This is a genomic window from Bradyrhizobium sp. SZCCHNR3119 (genome assembly GCF_032487775.1).
Lineage (GTDB): Bacteria > Pseudomonadota > Alphaproteobacteria > Rhizobiales > Xanthobacteraceae > Bradyrhizobium.
In genome coordinates this window covers 994,404-1,008,526 of sequence record NZ_JAUEUV010000001.1, presented here as the reverse complement: position 1 = coordinate 1,008,526, position 14,123 = coordinate 994,404, and the positions used below count along the sequence as shown (strand labels likewise).

Sequence of the window (14,123 nt, the reverse complement as noted above, 5' to 3'; positions counted from 1 at the left end):
ACATGACCCAGGCGATCACCCTTGACGAGGCCATGACCTTCACTTGGTATGAGGCCGACCTGCTCGACAATGCCGAATACGACGAATGGCTGTCGTTGTGGACGTCCGATGCCCATTATGTGGTTCCGATCGAGCCGGGAGAAACCGATTTCGAGAACACGCTGAACTACGCCTATGACGACCACTCCATGCGCCAGAAGCGTGTCGACCGCCTGCGCAACGGCCAGTCGATCTCGACCTCGCCGGTGGCGCGCACCGTGCGGGTGCAGTCGCGCTTCCGGATCCTGAAAACCGATCCGACGGCCTGCGAGCTGCGCTGTGCGCAGATCCTGACCGAATTCCGCCGCGGTCGCGAACGCAACTACACCGCCGACATCGAGTTCAGCCTGGTGCGCGGCGGCGACGGCAAGCTGAAGATCTCGCGCAAGGTGGTGCGCCTGATCAACTCGACGGACGCGCTGACCGGCATCGGGTACATCCTGTGACGGCGATCGGTGAAGAGAAGCGGGCTGCCGTCGTCACCGGCGCCGGCAGCGGTGTCGGCGAGGCGATCGCGCGCGTGCTGCATGGCGGCGGCTATCGCGTCATGGTCGCCGATATCGATGAAGCGGCGGCACAGCGTGTCGTCGCCGAACTCGATCCGTCCGGCACGACTGCGCTGGCGCAGCGGCTCGACGTGCGCGAGAAGCCGCAATTCGCGGCGGCGCTGCAAGCAGTGCTCGCGCAGTGGGGGACGGTGCACGCCCTGGTGAACAATGCCGCCGTCACGGTGGCGCGTCCGGTGATGGAGATCTCGCCGGAGGAGTTCGACGCCGTCATCGCGGTCAACCTGCGCGGCACCTTTCTCGGCTGCCAGGTGTTCGGCAGCTATTTCAAGACGCGCGGCCACGGCCGCATCATCAATATGGCCTCGCTCGCCGGCCAGAGCGGCGGCACAGCGACCGGCGCGCACTACGCTGCATCCAAGGGCGGCATCATCACGCTGACCAAAGTGTTCGCGCGCGACCTCGGGCCATCGGGGGTGACCGTGAACGCGATCGCACCAGGCCCGATCGATTCGCCGATGGTCCATCGCACGCTGTCGCCCGAGCGGCTGGAAGCCGTGAAGGCGACGATCCCGGTCGGCCAGATCGGGGACGCCAGCTTCATCGGCAAGCTGGTGTTGCAATTGGCCTCGCCCGAGGCGGCATTTGCGACGGGCGCGACCTGGGACGTCAACGGCGGCATCTATCTGCGTTGAGCAAAGATTAAAGTGAGCATGAGTGAACAGACGCTGGATGTCGTCGTCGTCAGCCGCAGCGAGCCGGCGGAGGACATCGTCGTGCTCGATCTCGCGGCCGCGGCCGGAGCCAGCCTGCCGCGGTTCGAGCCGGGCGCGCATGTCGATGTCCATCTGGGGCCCGATCTGATCCGGCAATATTCGCTGTGCGGTGATCCGGCCGATCGTTCGCGCTATCAGCTCGGCATCCTGCTGGCCGAAGGCTCGCGCGGCGGCTCCGCCGCGATCCACCGGGACGTGCACGCCGGCGATCACTTGCGGATCGGCGTGCCGCGCAACCTGTTTCCGCTGCAAGCCGCGGCCAGCAAGACGATCCTGATCGGCGGCGGTATCGGCGTGACGCCGCTGCTGGCAATGGCGCGGCATTGTGCCGCCCACGCCAAGGATTTCACGCTGCGTTATTGCGCGCGCAGCCGAGCCAAGGCCGCGTTCCTGGATGTGCTCGAGGCAGCACCGCTCGCCGCGCACAGCTGTTTGCATTTGGACGACGGCCCCGAAGCCCAGCGCTTCCTGCCGGAGCGCGACTTGCCGGCGCCCGCAGCGGGCACTCACCTTTATGTCTGCGGTCCCGCTGGATTCATGGAATGGGTGATCGGCGAGGCGCATCGGCTGGGCTACCCCGAGGCGCAGATCCATCGTGAATATTTCGAAGCCGATGTGGATACCTCGGGTGATGCCTTCGAGGTGAAACTCGCCAAGTCCGGCAAGAGCGTCATGGTTCCGGCCGGCGTCCCGATCGTCAAGGCGCTCGCGGAGATCGGGGTCAAAGTTGAAGTGTCGTGCGAGCAGGGCATCTGCGGCACCTGCATGTGCACGGTGCTGGAGGGGGGGCCCGACCACCGCGACAACTATCTGACCGACGAGGAGAAGGCAGCCAACGACCAGATCCTGGTGTGCTGTTCTCGCTCGAAGACGCCGACGCTCGTGCTCGATCTCTGAGGGCGGAATGACTGTGATGAGCCCGATCGGCCAAAACGAATTCCGCGACGCGATGAGCCGGTTGGGAGCCGCCGTGAATGTGGTGACGACCGACGGTCCCGCCGGCCGGCACGGGTTGACGGCCTCGGCCGTCTGTAGCGTGACGGATACCCCACCGACCTTGCTCGTCTGCGTCAACCGGCAGGCCGGCGCGCATGCCCATCTCGTCGAAAATGGCGTGCTGTGCGTCAACGTCCTGACCGGCCGGCACGAGGCGCTGTCCGGCGCATTCGGCGGCAAGGGGCTGGAGATCACCGAGCGTTTTGCGCGGGCGTCGTGGCGGGCGCTGACCACAGGCGCGCCGGTGCTGAGCGATGCGTCCGTCAGCCTGGATTGCAGGATCGTGCGCAACGAGGAGGTCGGCACCCACACGGTGTTCTTCTGCGAGGTGATCGATGTTGCGATCGCGACCGATGCGGAAGGTCTCATCTATTTCAACCGTGCCTATCATCACCTGAATGCGGCCGCGCCGGCGCTGCCGGCCAAGGAGCAGGAGACCACCTGAGATGAAGCTGGAAGATCTGGCGGCCAAGCTGGAGGCGCTTGAGAAACAGGTTGAAGTGCTGCGCGCGGAAGCCGACATTCGCCGGGTCCAGGCGCGCTACATGTTCCTGTGTGACACCCCATGCCCGGAGGCTGGCGCGGACGACGATGCCGAGCGGATCAACCGCATCATGGAGCTCTACACCGAAGACGCGATCTGGGAAGGCGTCGGCTCCTATTATGACAACCAGTTCGGCCGTATGGTCGGCAAGGCCGCGATCCGCAAGCATTTCGAGGGCTTCTGGGGCACCAAGCGCGATCCCGCGCTGGTGCTCAACGTGCATTACCTGACCTCGGAGCAGATCCATGTTCGCGGCGACGAGGCGGATGGTCAATGGGTGCATTGCCAGCCCTGGATCTTCAGCGACGGCTCGTCGCTGTTGCGGTCGAGCCGGCTCAACAACGCCTTCCGCAAGGAGAACGGCGTCTGGAAAGTGGCGCGGACGCGGACCGAGAACGTCTTCGTCGCGCCGCTGACATCCGGCTGGGCGGAAAGCATTCCGGAAAAATCGGTGTTGATGCGCGCCTGAGCCGCATCAACCTCATTTGTCACGAGATCAGGAGCCGCCATCATGTCCGTTTCAGCCAGTCCATTCACCGCCGCCGCTGCCGCCGAGGCCGATGCCCTGCATCGGCTGCTGCAGGCCTGGTTTCGTGCCGAAGGCAGCGACGATCCGGCGCCGATCCTCGCCCGCTTCGATGAGGGGTTCACGATGGTCTCGCCCGCCGGCAAGCTGGTGACTTACGCGCAGTTTGCGGGCGGGCTGCCGTCCATGCGCGGCTCGCGGCCGACGCTGATCATGGAGATCAGCGAGGTCGTCGTGCGGCATGTCAGCGACACGACTGCGCTCGTCACCTATCACGAGCGGCAGATCCAGGACTCCGGCACCACCGAGCGGGTCTCGACTGCACTGCTGCTCAGCCGCCCCGATCGTCCGACGCCGGTGTGGCGCCATCTGCAGGAAACCTGGATCGCGTAGGCGCGAGCGGGAGAAGGAGACAGCGTCATGGCCGATCGGGCGGAGATGTGGCGGCTCTATGGGTTCCGCGGCTACAAGGTTCGCGTCGTCCAGCAATGGCGCGATCCGTTCGGCGTGTCCCATGTCCGCATCGAGACCGCGGACGATAACGGCGCGATGGCGGAGGGCATGCCGGAGACTGTGTTCATGAAGGACGCCAGCCTTATTGCCGAGTAGCCTGACGCATGGAGGCGCCGTTCCGCGACGCAGGCCGACGCGATCTCCGCGCACGATTTCACCGTCTCGCGGCGCGTTTGCGTCCGAGCTATCAACTTCGTTTTACCCTCTCACCACGAAGAGGGTGCCGGGAATGCCGGGTGAAGGCCTCACCCATGGCCCGCCTGCAGAAAAGAAAGCAGGCGGCAGTCACCACAGGTTTAGCCGGATCAACCGGCATTCCCTGCGCGATAGTTTGACGGCGTATACGTGATCTCCCCGGGGATCGGCTTTCTTGTCCCCGTCATCGGCGCGATGCATCATCCGCATCCTCGCCAACTTAGCGCCAGCACCGAGGCGCCAGAACCACACGATTTGGCCATGCGCACCGATGCTGTTCGTCGGCATGGATGAACCATGCTGCAACGCCGGTGCGCCTACCGCATCCCGCACTCAACGTCCGTGACGATCGCGATACGTCCCTCAACGAGGCGGGATGGCAGAATAGAAACATGAATTCTGAAAAAGCGAAAGAGAAATTTTGCGCCGATGGGGGGCGGATCGGCCGATCTATTTGAACGGCTTCACGAAATGAATGTTTCAGGGCGCGCCATTCGGCGGCGACATATCGCCGACGGGCAGGCATAGCAAGTGCCGGCCGCACAACGTCGTACTGATGGTTTGCCCGTCGGGTCGGATGCTCAAGGGACCAATGTCCAAGGCGAGGTAGACCCGTTCGCCGTCCGTCAGCGCGATCTCGCCCTGCTGCTCGTGGCGGATCGCATGCGCCATGACGCGCAGCCTGGGATCGCTGAGGCCGTGCCATTCCTGCCCGAGCTTGGCGGTCGCGATCCAGTTCGATTGAGCGGGAGTCATATTGCGACAACATTTGATTCCGAAACCGCACGTCAAAGCCGCGTCACCCGACGAATTTGCACAGTGGCGACGACAGCAACTCGAGGCCGTTCGCAAACGTCATAGCGCGAGTTATCTCGACGGCAGACCATCGCATGTCCCACTTCGACAACGGCGGCCATGATCAGTCGCGGTCGAAAGCTCAGATCCCGATATTCGCCTTTAAGTTGAATCTTGAGCTTCGCGATGCGGAAGGTGAAATCCGTATCTGTCCGCAGTCGCGGCAGACGTGGCTTGCGATTGTCGAGGATCAGGTCCTCATCAGCTCCAATTCCGAACGGCTCCGACCGTAGCAAGGAGGCGAGCGAATTGGCCGACATGTTCATGGGACCGGAGCGGGACGCCTTCGGATTCCTGCTGCCAGGGGCGATCCGCCGATTGAAAGGGACAATTTACCATGTGTGGAGGGCTTCGAGCCCCGGGGCGACCGATTCGGGCTGGCGCCCCCCGCCAGCGCCGCACAACGCGAACGGAAGGATCAGGAACCGAAGACCAGTGCTCTGACTTAGGCTTGAGGCGACCAACGGCCTGCGAGCTGGCCGTCGCGCGATTTTTGGGGTGTTTAGCTGTAAAATGTAACTTGTGGTTGTTGACAACCTCCGGTATCCTCCGGATACCCATGACGGCCACTCTGCGCTAGACATAGCGTAGCCCTCTTGGGCGTTTCCTCCCTGGACTTGGGCCGCCTGCATAATCGTGCAGGCGGCCTCTCTTTTTGATCTGCATCAAATTGATCTACGTCAAATCCGGGCGATGGAATTCGTCGGCTAGCGAGCAATCGGCAAATGTCGATTCGTGTTAGTGCGGGCCGATGCTTCGGCCGTTTAGCTAGCGATCGCGAGCCGCAGCGACGATTGCATCTCCGGCCCGGCCGACAAGCCATCACGGCGATCGATCCCGATAATGAGTTGAATGGTCGCGCGCGCCCGCGTGTTTGGGGCGCATGTGATAACGCCTCTCTACACCAATGAAGAGCTCGTCAGCCGCGCTGATACATCACTGCCAAGCCGGACGTGAGAATCTTGATGATTTGGCGTGGAGCTCTCCGAAGTCCGCCCAGAACGCGGCTGATCTGTCGACGGGCATCACGTAGTCCTTGGTCCTTGTGGACGAGTTCGACGGCTGATGCTCTATCAAGTGTACCGCGCGTCCATGGCTCCGCCGCGGGATGCGTCGAGCGCGCAGAATGGCACAGAGGCGTTATGGGGCAATCCCGGCGATAGCCCTGCGGCGAGACGGGAGCGGCGCACACGAAGCGATTCATGGGGGCGATCTCGCCTGGCGTCGCGAGCTTGTCGCCGCGTAGTTTGTCGCGCTTCAGATCGGCGAATTGGTCGTCCAGTCTTAACCTCCTCACGCGGAGTTCATCGGCGTTGCAATGCGGCATGAGTCGAGACCAGGTTGATCCCGCTCCGCAACCCATGCGAATGAAACGGGGATGCCGGCCAGGCGTAATGGTCGCCCGTTGGACGAGCGAGAATCTGCCGAGCGCCACGGAGATCGCGAAGAAGTCTGTTTCCGCCTAGCAGCCGGCCACGCGAGGTCCGAAGGGCGCTCCGGCTAGAAAAAAAGAGCCGCCAGACAAATGGCGGCAACGGCGACAAAGGGGAGAAACATGAAGCTCAAGGCCATCTTGATGGGCTGCATGGCGACGATGCCGCTCATGTCAAGCGATGTCGCCGCCGCAGCCGAGATCGAGATTTCTGCCCACGACATCGGCGGCCAGGTGAGTGGGACCAACGGTCCAGAAGCCGGCGTCTGGGTGATTGCCGAGACCAGCGATCTGCCGACCAAATACGCCAAGGTCGTCGTCACCGATGACCAAGGTCGCTACGTGATCCCCGAACTCCCCGATGCGACCTACAAAGTTTGGGTCCGCGGCTACGGACTGCAGGACACCGCGCAGATCGAGGTGCGGCCGGGCAGGGCGGTCGATTTCAATGCGGTGCCGTCAGCATCGCCAGCCGCTGCTGCGCAGCTCTATCCCGGTATGTACTGGTATTCGATGCTCGACATTCCCGCGCCCGAGGAATTTCCCGGCACGGGCGACAAGGGCAACAAGATGCCTGAGACGATGAAGTCGCAGGCGCAGTGGGTGGATACGGTCAAGAATGCCTGCCAGTCCTGTCATGCGTTGGGATCGCGCGGTATCCGCGAAGTGCCGAAGGTCTTCCTGGAAGGGCACAACTCGCAGGAGGCCTGGGCGATTCGAACCCAGGCCGGCCAGGCGATGGAATACATGGCCACGGTGGTTGGCAGCATGGGACCGGACAAGGTCTATGCGCTATTCTCACAATGGACCGACCGCATCGCGGCCGGCGAGCTGCCGTTCGACAAGCCGGAGCGGCCGAGGGGCGTCGAGCGCAACGTCGTCTACACCATGTGGGATTGGGCGTCGCCGACGCACTATCAGCATGATGCGATCTCGACCGACAAGCGCAATCCGAGCGTCAATGCCAATGGTCTCATCTACGGCTCGCCGGAGGAGAGCACCGACCTGATCCCGACACTCGATCCGGTCAAGAACGTGGCTTCGACCATCACCGAGCCCTATCTCGATCCCAACACGCCGTCGTCGACGGATGCGCCACGTGGCACCTCGGCCTATTGGGGTGACGATCCGATCTGGGACGGCCACACCAGCATTCATAACGTCATCATGGACGAGCAGGGCAAGGTCTGGTTTACCGCGCGCCTGCGGCCGCCGCAGAATCCCGACTATTGCAAGCAGGGCTCCAGCCATCCGTCCGCGCAGGTCGACCCGCAGGCCACCTCGGTGCGCCAGCTGTCGCGCTTCGATCCCGCGACCGGACAATGGGATCTGATCAACACCTGTTTCTCGACCCACCATCTCTACTTCGGGCACGATCCGAACGATACGCTGTGGATGAGCGCGGGTGGTCCCGGCCTCGGCGGTGGTCTCGTCGGCTGGCTGAATGTGAAACAGTTCCGCGAGACGCGCGATGGTGTCGCCGCGCAAGGCTGGACACCGCTTGTGATCGACACCGATGGCAACGGCAAGCGCGATGTTTACGTCGGGCCGAAGGATCCGCTCGACCCGGCCAAGGACAAGCGTGTCGTCGCCTCCTTCTACGGCATCATGCCGAGTCCGGTCGATGATTCGATCTGGGGGCAATCGATGGACCGCGGCTTCTCGCGCATGGACCAGCCCGGCTACATCATCCGCGTCGTGCCCGGAGCCGATCCGGCCAACACGGCGCTCGCTGAGATCTATCAGCCGCCGGAGGGCACGTTTGGACCACGCGGTATCGATATCGGGCTGGATGGTGTGGTATGGACTGCACTCTCCAGCGGGCATCTCGCGAGCTTCGACCGCAGCCTGTGCAAGGGTCCGCTGAACGGGCCAGGCACTGCCGAGGGCAAGCAATGTCCGGAAGGCTGGAAAGTGTACCGGATGCCGGGTCCGCAGTTCAAAGGGCTGGATCCAAAGGGCAGCGCCAATCACGCCTATTATCTCTGGGTCGATCGCTTCAACATTCTCGGCCTCGGCGCCAACGTGCCGATCGCCTCCGCCAACGGCGGCGAGTCGCTGCTTGCCCTGGTGAACGGCGAATTCGTCACCTTACGTGTGCCGTATCCGCTCGGCTTCTTCACCAAGAACGTCGATGGTCGGATCGACGATCCCACAGCAGGCTGGAAGGGGCGCGGCCTTTGGACCACGTCCGGCACCCGTGCCAATTTCCATGGCGAGGGCGGGAAGGAGGCTTATCCCAAGGTGTTCAAGGTCCAGATGCGGCCTGATCCGCTCGCGCATTGATGTCCGTGATCATTCAAAATGGAGTTTGTCATGACCATCACCTCTCGACGCAATCTTCTCACGGCGGCTGCGGGCGCGGCTGCGGCTGTCGCCTCGGAAGCGCTCCCTGCTGCGGCCCAGGGCGGCCCTAAGCCGATCTTTATGGTGCCGGCAACGACGATCCCGATCGCGGGCGAGGACGGGGTGTTTCCGGTCCGCCGGATCTATTGCATCGGCCGCAACTATGCGGCGCATGCGATCGAGCGCGGCTCCGACCCGAATCGCGAGCCGCCATTCTTCTTCCAGAAGCCGACCGATGCGATCCAGAACGTCGCGATCGGCGAGGTGGCCGATCACCCCTATCCGTCACTGACCAAGAACTATCATCACGAGGTCGAACTGGTTGCCGCGCTGAAGTCCGGCGGCACCAATATTCCATCCGATGCGGCGCTCGACCACGTCTATGGCTACGCGGTCGGTCTCGACATGACCCGGCGCGACCTGCAGAACGGCATGGCCGCGGAGAAGAAGCCCTGGGAGATCGGCAAGAGCTTTGATCATGCCGCGGTGCTCGGGCCGATTCATCCGGTCGCGAAGGTCGGGCATCTGAAAATGGGAGCAATCTCGCTCGCCGTGAACGGCGTGGTGCGGCAGAACTCGAACCTCGACAAGATGATCTGGAGCGTTGCCGAGCAGATTTCGAAATTGTCCGAGGCCTTCGAGCTGAAGGCCGGCGACATCATCTATTCCGGCACGCCGGAGAATGTCGGTCCGGTGGTGAAGGGCGACGTATTGTTGTGCAAGCTCGAGGGCCTGCCGGACATGTCGATCAAGATCGTATAGGCGTGCCAACCCGGCGTATGCGTGTGCGCTGACAAGAAAATGCCCCGCTCGCAAGAAGCACAAGCGGGGCACCAAGTCGTCAGGAAGGAACGCTTCCAAAAGGGACGCCCGTCGGCGTTCCCCTAGTTCAGCAGCGTCGTGGCTTACGCTGCTTTCGCTTTCGCCACGTGGGTGGCGATTGCATCCATCAGGGCCGGCGACAGGCAGTCATAGGGCTCAAGCCCGAGCTCCTTGAGCCGCGCTCTGATCGCGCCCATCTGCTCCGGCTTGACGCCGGATTCGATGACTGAGGAGACGAAGGCAGCGAACCCGGGGGCAGCCGAGCCTTGTTCTTGGAACAGCTCGGGATGGATGAAGTCCAGGCCATAGAACGGGTGGCCCGTGTTCTCGATTCGGCCGTACATATGCGTGCCGCATTCCCGGCAGGCATAGCGCTGGATCACCGCGGAGGGATCGACGATCTGCAGCTTGTCGCCGTTCTCCAGCACGGTCACGTTCTGCCGCGGTACCACCGCGACGACGGAGAAGATCGCGCCTTGGGGTTTCCAGCACTTCGTGCAGCCACAGGCGTGATTGTGGGCGACGTCACCCTTGACGCCGACCTTGACCGGCCTGTCCTTGCACTTGCAGACCAAGGTCCCACCCGCGAAGTGGCCCGAGCCCTGCTTGACACCGTTGTCGACCGAGGGGTGAATGTGAACAGTCATGGCGCAATCCTCCTAGTGCTTGCCGTTGGTGAGTTAGTAGACGACGACGGAGCGGATCGACTTGCCCTCATGCATCAGGTCGAAGCCCTTGTTGATCTCTTCGAGCTTCAGCGTGTGGGTGATCATCGGATCGATCTCGATTTTTCCGTTCATGTACCAGTCGACGATCTTGGGCACGTCGGTGCGGCCGCGCGCGCCGCCGAACGCGGTGCCCTTCCAGACGCGGCCGGTGACGAGCTGGAACGGACGGGTAGAAATCTCCTTTCCGGCCTCGGCGACGCCGATGATGATCGAGACGCCCCAGCCGCGATGACAGGCTTCCAGAGCCTGTCGCATCACCGCGGTGTTGCCGGTGCAATCGAAGGTGTAGTCGGCGCCGCCGTCGGTCAGTGCGGTGAGGTGCTGGACGATGTCGCCCGAGATCTTCTTCGGATTGACGAAATGGGTCATGCCGAAACGGCGGCCCCATTCCTCCTTGCTGTCGTTGAGGTCGACCCCGACGATCTTGTCGGCGCCGACCATCTTGGCGCCCTGGATCACGTTGAGCCCGATGCCGCCAAGGCCGAACACCACCACATTGGAGCCGGGGGTGACCTTTGCGGTGTTCACGACCGCGCCGACGCCGGTGGTCACGCCGCAGCCGATGTAGCAGCTCTTGTCGAAAGGCGCGTCCTCACGGATTTTCGCCACCGCGATCTCCGGCAGCACGGTGAAGTTGGAGAACGTCGAGCAGCCCATGTAATGGTAGATGGTCTGACCCTTGTAGGAAAAGCGCGAGGTGCCGTCCGGCATCACGCCCTTGCCCTGGGTCGCGCGGATTGCGGTGCACAGATTGGTCTTCTGGCTGAGGCAGCTTTTGCACTGGCGACATTCCGGCGTGTAGAGCGGGATCACGTGGTCACCCGGTTTCACCGACAGCACGCCGGCGCCGACCTCGCGCACGATACCGGCGCCTTCATGGCCGAGGATCGAAGGGAATATGCCCTCGCTGTCCAAGCCGTCCAGGGTGTAGGCATCAGTGTGGCAGATGCCGGTCGCCTTGATCTCGACCAGCACTTCGCCGGCCTTCGGACCTTCGAGGTCGACCTCGACGATCTCGAGTGGCTTCTTGGCTTCGAAGGCGACCGCGGCGCGCGTTTTCATCTCTAAACTCCTATTCTTTCCCAGGACCGGCAGCTGAAACGCCGCGATCCCCCATCAGTGTTTGCCCATGCAGGAATTTTCCGCTTCCGTGTAGGCTGGCGGCTTATCCTCGTGCTTGGCAGGACGTGCACGTCCCCACGCATCATTAGCGCGAGCGCGCAAATAGACATAGATGTCATCCATGTAGCAGGCGACATTTGGATTGTCGCCGAAGGCTGGCATGACGTTCTCCTGGGCGGTGCTGACGTTCTTGCGACCGCTGGCGACGACGCCGAGGAAATCGCCATAGCTCATCGTCTTCAGCGAATCCTTCAGTGCCGGTGCGTACGTCGATCCCATTCCGTCCGGGCCGTGGCAGACGTGACATTCCGAATGGTAGCGACGGTATCCCGAGTAGGTGTACCAGTCGACGGTGCCGTCGGCGGCAACCTTGTAGGTCGGGTTTCCGTCCTTATCGAAATATTTGCCATCTTCGGACTTCACCGCAGTCGGATCGCCGGATCCGTCCGCCATGGCAATTCCCACAAAGACATTTCCCGTTCCCGTCGCACCCATTCCTCCGGCTGCCACGCAGAAAACCGCAGCGACCGCAAAGCAGATTTTACGCAAGAGCTTGATCCTTGATTTCGGTGGCAGGCAAACCGGCGCATGAAACAAGTTCATGCGCCGGAAGCTGGCAATCCCGGGTTACTGCGGCAGGGAGAACACGGTGAGCGTGCCGCCCAGCGCAGTGTAGTTGGAGAGCGCCGCGTAACCGCCGACTGCACCGAGACCGGCCGTCGGATCGGTCAAGCCCGCCGCGAGACCGATGCCGGCCCAACCGCCGACACCCGACAAGATTGCGATATACTGCTTGCCGTTGTTCTCATAGGTCGTCACGTTGCCGATGATCCCGGACGGAGTCTTGAACTTGTAGAGCTCCTTGCCGGTCTTGGCGTCGACCGCCTTGAGATAGCCTTCGAGCGTGCCGTAGAACACCACGCCGCCAGCGGTTGCGAGTGCGCCCGACCACACCGAGAAGGGCTCCTTGTTCGACCAGACGATCTTGCCGGTCTTGCCGTCCCAGGCGATGAAGTTACCCATGTTGGTGTCGCCCTGAGGCGGATACATCGACAGGGTGGCGCCGACATAGGGCTGACCCGCGGTGTAGCTCACCTTGAACGGCTCGTAGTCCATGCAGACATGGTTGGTCGGCACGTAGAACAGCTGGGTGTCGGGAGAATACGCTGCCGGCTGTTCGTCCTTGGAGCCGAGCGCTGCCGGACAGACCCCCTTGGTGTTGACATCCTCGCCGTTATGGTCGGTCGAATATTGAGCGACCACCTTCGGACGGCCATAGGTCGGCGAGTTCTTGTCCATGTCGACGCCGGTGGTCCAGTTCACCTTCGGGTCGAACTTCTCGGCGACCAGGAGCTCGCCGGTCGCGCGATCGAGCGTATAGCCGAGACCGTTGCGATCGAAATGCGTCAGCAGCTTGCGGGGTTGTCCGCCGACTTGCTGGTCAGTGAGGATCATCTCATTGATGCCGTCATAGTCCCATTCGTCGTGCGGCGTCATCTGATAGACCCACTTCGCCACGCCCGTATCCGGGTTGCGCGCGAAGATCGTCATCGACCATTTGTTGTCTCCGGGGCGCTGCTTCGGATTCCAAGTCGACGGATTTCCGGAGCCGTAATAGACGAGGTCGAGCTGCGGATCATACGACACCCAGCCCCAGGTGCAGCCGCCGCCGATCTTCCACTGATCGCCCTGCCAGGTCTTCACGCTGGAGTCCTTGCCGACCGGCTTGCCGAGCGAGGTCGTGCTGGCATCGAACAGGATCTGGTCGTCCGGCCCCTCGGAATAGGCCTTCCACACCTGCTTGCCCGACTTGATGTCGTAGGCGGTCATGCTGCACTGCACGCCGAATTCGCCGCCGGAGGTTCCGACGAGGACCTTGTCCTTGATCACGTAAGGCGCCGAAGTGCCGGTCTGTCCCTTGGACGGATCGCCATTGACGATGCTCCAGACCAGATTTCCGGTCTTGGCGTCGAGAGCAATCAGCTTGTCGTCGGCCTGATGCAGGAAGATCTTGCCGTCACCATAGGAGAGGCCGCGATTGACCGTATCGCAGCACATCACCGGAATGACGTTCGGGTCCTGCTTGGGCTCATACCGCCAGACGATCTTGTTGTCCTGCGACAGGTCGAGTGCATACACCTTGTTGGGGAACGGCGTATGCACGTACATCATGTTGCCGATGATCAGCGGGCCGCCCTCGTGACCGCGGAGCACGCCGGTCGAGAAGGTCCATGCGACCTGCAGCTTCCCAACGTTCTGGGCGTTGATCTGGTTGAGTTTCGAGTAGCGGGTGTTGGCATAATCGCCCGCAGGCATCACCCAGTCTTTGGGGTTTTGTGACATCTTGACCAGCTCATCGCTGGCCAATGCGCCACCCGCGGCAAGCGCCGCGACCGACGTCAGACAGGTTGCGAGCAGTACATTTCGCATCGTCCATCCTCCCATTTTGAACAAAGGTCCGCAGGACGCGGCCCAGTCTCATTCTTCAGCACTCATCCATATCCAGTTCGAAATCGGGAAACTTGCCCAAGAGTGAAACTCGTTTGCTCTAGAGTGAACCGAAGTGAAGTTTTTCGAAACAGTTTTGCTTTGCTGGCCCGCAACATACGGCTGCATGTGAATGTTGCAGAGCACCAACGGTCCGGATGCCCCCGACCTTCGACTGAAGGTTGATGTTCTTCTTGACGGCTTTGAAATGAAGTCCGAGGATCGTTCTCGGGCTC

15 protein-coding genes are annotated in these 14,123 nt (G+C 62.4%); 9 read left to right on the top strand and 6 right to left on the bottom strand.

Going from position 1 to position 14,123, the window contains the following annotated elements; all coding sequences use genetic code 11:
- Positions 1–2: 2 nt before the first annotated feature.
- The 7 genes from QX034_RS04885 to QX034_RS04855 are packed head-to-tail and all read left to right on the top strand — an operon-like array spanning position 3 to position 3,996.
- Positions 3–485, top strand: coding sequence for an aromatic-ring-hydroxylating dioxygenase subunit beta (locus QX034_RS04885; protein ID WP_315741962.1), 483 nt, complete (start codon positions 3–5; stop codon positions 483–485).
- Entirely contained in the window at positions 482–1,240 is a 759-nt protein-coding gene (locus QX034_RS04880) for an SDR family NAD(P)-dependent oxidoreductase (RefSeq protein WP_316195032.1), read from the top strand. Before QX034_RS04885 ends, QX034_RS04880 begins: the two co-directional genes overlap by 4 nt.
- Positions 1,241–1,258: 18 nt before the next feature.
- The gene (locus tag QX034_RS04875) at positions 1,259–2,218 is read left to right on the top strand and encodes a PDR/VanB family oxidoreductase (protein ID WP_316195031.1); all 960 of its coding nucleotides are present in this window, start codon (positions 1,259–1,261) and stop codon (positions 2,216–2,218) included.
- A 7-nt stretch (positions 2,219–2,225) separates the two neighbouring features.
- Positions 2,226–2,762, top strand: a complete 537-nt coding sequence (locus QX034_RS04870; RefSeq protein ID WP_315741960.1) for a flavin reductase — start codon at positions 2,226–2,228, stop codon at positions 2,760–2,762.
- Between the two features lies 1 nt (position 2,763).
- Positions 2,764–3,330, top strand: a complete 567-nt coding sequence (locus QX034_RS04865) for a nuclear transport factor 2 family protein (RefSeq protein ID WP_315806402.1) — start codon at positions 2,764–2,766, stop codon at positions 3,328–3,330.
- A 42-nt stretch (positions 3,331–3,372) separates the two neighbouring features.
- Entirely contained in the window at positions 3,373–3,780 is a 408-nt protein-coding gene (locus tag QX034_RS04860) for a DUF4440 domain-containing protein (protein WP_315704718.1), read from the top strand.
- A 27-nt stretch (positions 3,781–3,807) separates the two neighbouring features.
- Positions 3,808–3,996, top strand: a complete 189-nt coding sequence (locus QX034_RS04855) for a hypothetical protein (RefSeq protein ID WP_315806403.1) — start codon at positions 3,808–3,810, stop codon at positions 3,994–3,996.
- Positions 3,997–4,575: 579 nt separating this feature from the next.
- Here QX034_RS04855 and QX034_RS04850 read toward each other — a convergent pair.
- Both QX034_RS04850 and QX034_RS04845 read right to left on the bottom strand, forming a co-directional pair.
- Positions 4,576–4,851 (bottom strand): hypothetical protein, encoded by a 276-nt coding sequence (locus QX034_RS04850; protein WP_315704716.1) that lies wholly within the window; start codon positions 4,849–4,851, stop codon positions 4,576–4,578.
- Between the two features lie 32 nt (positions 4,852–4,883).
- Positions 4,884–5,216, bottom strand: a complete 333-nt coding sequence (locus tag QX034_RS04845) for a hypothetical protein (RefSeq protein WP_315741959.1) — start codon at positions 5,214–5,216, stop codon at positions 4,884–4,886.
- Positions 5,217–6,553: 1,337 nt separating this feature from the next.
- Here QX034_RS04845 and QX034_RS04840 point away from each other — a divergent pair.
- Both QX034_RS04840 and QX034_RS04835 read left to right on the top strand, forming a co-directional pair.
- The gene (locus QX034_RS04840; protein WP_315729479.1) at positions 6,554–8,668 is read left to right on the top strand and encodes a carboxypeptidase regulatory-like domain-containing protein; all 2,115 of its coding nucleotides are present in this window, start codon (positions 6,554–6,556) and stop codon (positions 8,666–8,668) included.
- A gap of 30 nt (positions 8,669–8,698) precedes the next feature.
- Positions 8,699–9,490, top strand: coding sequence for a fumarylacetoacetate hydrolase family protein (locus tag QX034_RS04835; RefSeq protein WP_315704713.1), 792 nt, complete (start codon positions 8,699–8,701; stop codon positions 9,488–9,490).
- Between the two features lie 143 nt (positions 9,491–9,633).
- On the opposite strand, the gene gfa is transcribed toward QX034_RS04835, so the two are convergent.
- The 4 genes from gfa to xoxF5 all read right to left on the bottom strand — a co-directional run bounded on the left by gfa (position 9,634) and on the right by xoxF5 (position 13,830).
- The gene (gene gfa, locus QX034_RS04830) at positions 9,634–10,197 is read right to left on the bottom strand and encodes an S-(hydroxymethyl)glutathione synthase (RefSeq protein ID WP_315704712.1); all 564 of its coding nucleotides are present in this window, start codon (positions 10,195–10,197) and stop codon (positions 9,634–9,636) included.
- 33 nt (positions 10,198–10,230) lie between these two features.
- Positions 10,231–11,340, bottom strand: coding sequence for an S-(hydroxymethyl)glutathione dehydrogenase/class III alcohol dehydrogenase (locus QX034_RS04825; RefSeq protein ID WP_315704711.1), 1,110 nt, complete (start codon positions 11,338–11,340; stop codon positions 10,231–10,233).
- A gap of 54 nt (positions 11,341–11,394) precedes the next feature.
- Complete coding sequence (locus QX034_RS04820) at positions 11,395–11,895, bottom strand: c-type cytochrome, methanol metabolism-related (RefSeq protein WP_315704969.1); 501 nt, start codon at positions 11,893–11,895, stop codon at positions 11,395–11,397.
- A 132-nt stretch (positions 11,896–12,027) separates the two neighbouring features.
- On the bottom strand, positions 12,028–13,830 hold the full coding sequence (gene xoxF5 / locus QX034_RS04815) for a lanthanide-dependent methanol dehydrogenase XoxF5 (protein WP_315704710.1): 1,803 nt from the start codon (positions 13,828–13,830) through the stop codon (positions 12,028–12,030).
- Positions 13,831–14,123: the final 293 nt, after the last annotated feature.

Bases quoted from the DNA above. Each gene is read 5' to 3' on its own strand.
- QX034_RS04885 (WP_315741962.1), top strand. From the start codon at position 3: ATGACCCAGGCGATCACCCTTGACGAGGCCATGACCTTCACTTGGTAT.
- QX034_RS04875 (WP_316195031.1), top strand. From the start codon at position 1,259: ATGAGTGAACAGACGCTGGATGTCGTCGTCGTCAGCCGCAGCGAGCCG.
- QX034_RS04870 (WP_315741960.1), top strand. From the start codon at position 2,226: ATGACTGTGATGAGCCCGATCGGCCAAAACGAATTCCGCGACGCGATG.
- QX034_RS04865 (WP_315806402.1), top strand. From the start codon at position 2,764: ATGAAGCTGGAAGATCTGGCGGCCAAGCTGGAGGCGCTTGAGAAACAG.
- QX034_RS04860 (WP_315704718.1), top strand. From the start codon at position 3,373: ATGTCCGTTTCAGCCAGTCCATTCACCGCCGCCGCTGCCGCCGAGGCC.
- QX034_RS04855 (WP_315806403.1), top strand. From the start codon at position 3,808: ATGGCCGATCGGGCGGAGATGTGGCGGCTCTATGGGTTCCGCGGCTAC.
- QX034_RS04850 (WP_315704716.1), bottom strand. From the start codon at position 4,851: ATGACTCCCGCTCAATCGAACTGGATCGCGACCGCCAAGCTCGGGCAG.
- QX034_RS04845 (WP_315741959.1), bottom strand. From the start codon at position 5,216: ATGAACATGTCGGCCAATTCGCTCGCCTCCTTGCTACGGTCGGAGCCG.
- QX034_RS04840 (WP_315729479.1), top strand. From the start codon at position 6,554: ATGTCAAGCGATGTCGCCGCCGCAGCCGAGATCGAGATTTCTGCCCAC.
- QX034_RS04835 (WP_315704713.1), top strand. From the start codon at position 8,699: ATGACCATCACCTCTCGACGCAATCTTCTCACGGCGGCTGCGGGCGCG.
- gfa (WP_315704712.1), bottom strand. From the start codon at position 10,197: ATGACTGTTCACATTCACCCCTCGGTCGACAACGGTGTCAAGCAGGGC.
- QX034_RS04825 (WP_315704711.1), bottom strand. From the start codon at position 11,340: ATGAAAACGCGCGCCGCGGTCGCCTTCGAAGCCAAGAAGCCACTCGAG.
- QX034_RS04820 (WP_315704969.1), bottom strand. From the start codon at position 11,895: ATGGGTGCGACGGGAACGGGAAATGTCTTTGTGGGAATTGCCATGGCG.
- xoxF5 (WP_315704710.1), bottom strand. From the start codon at position 13,830: ATGCGAAATGTACTGCTCGCAACCTGTCTGACGTCGGTCGCGGCGCTT.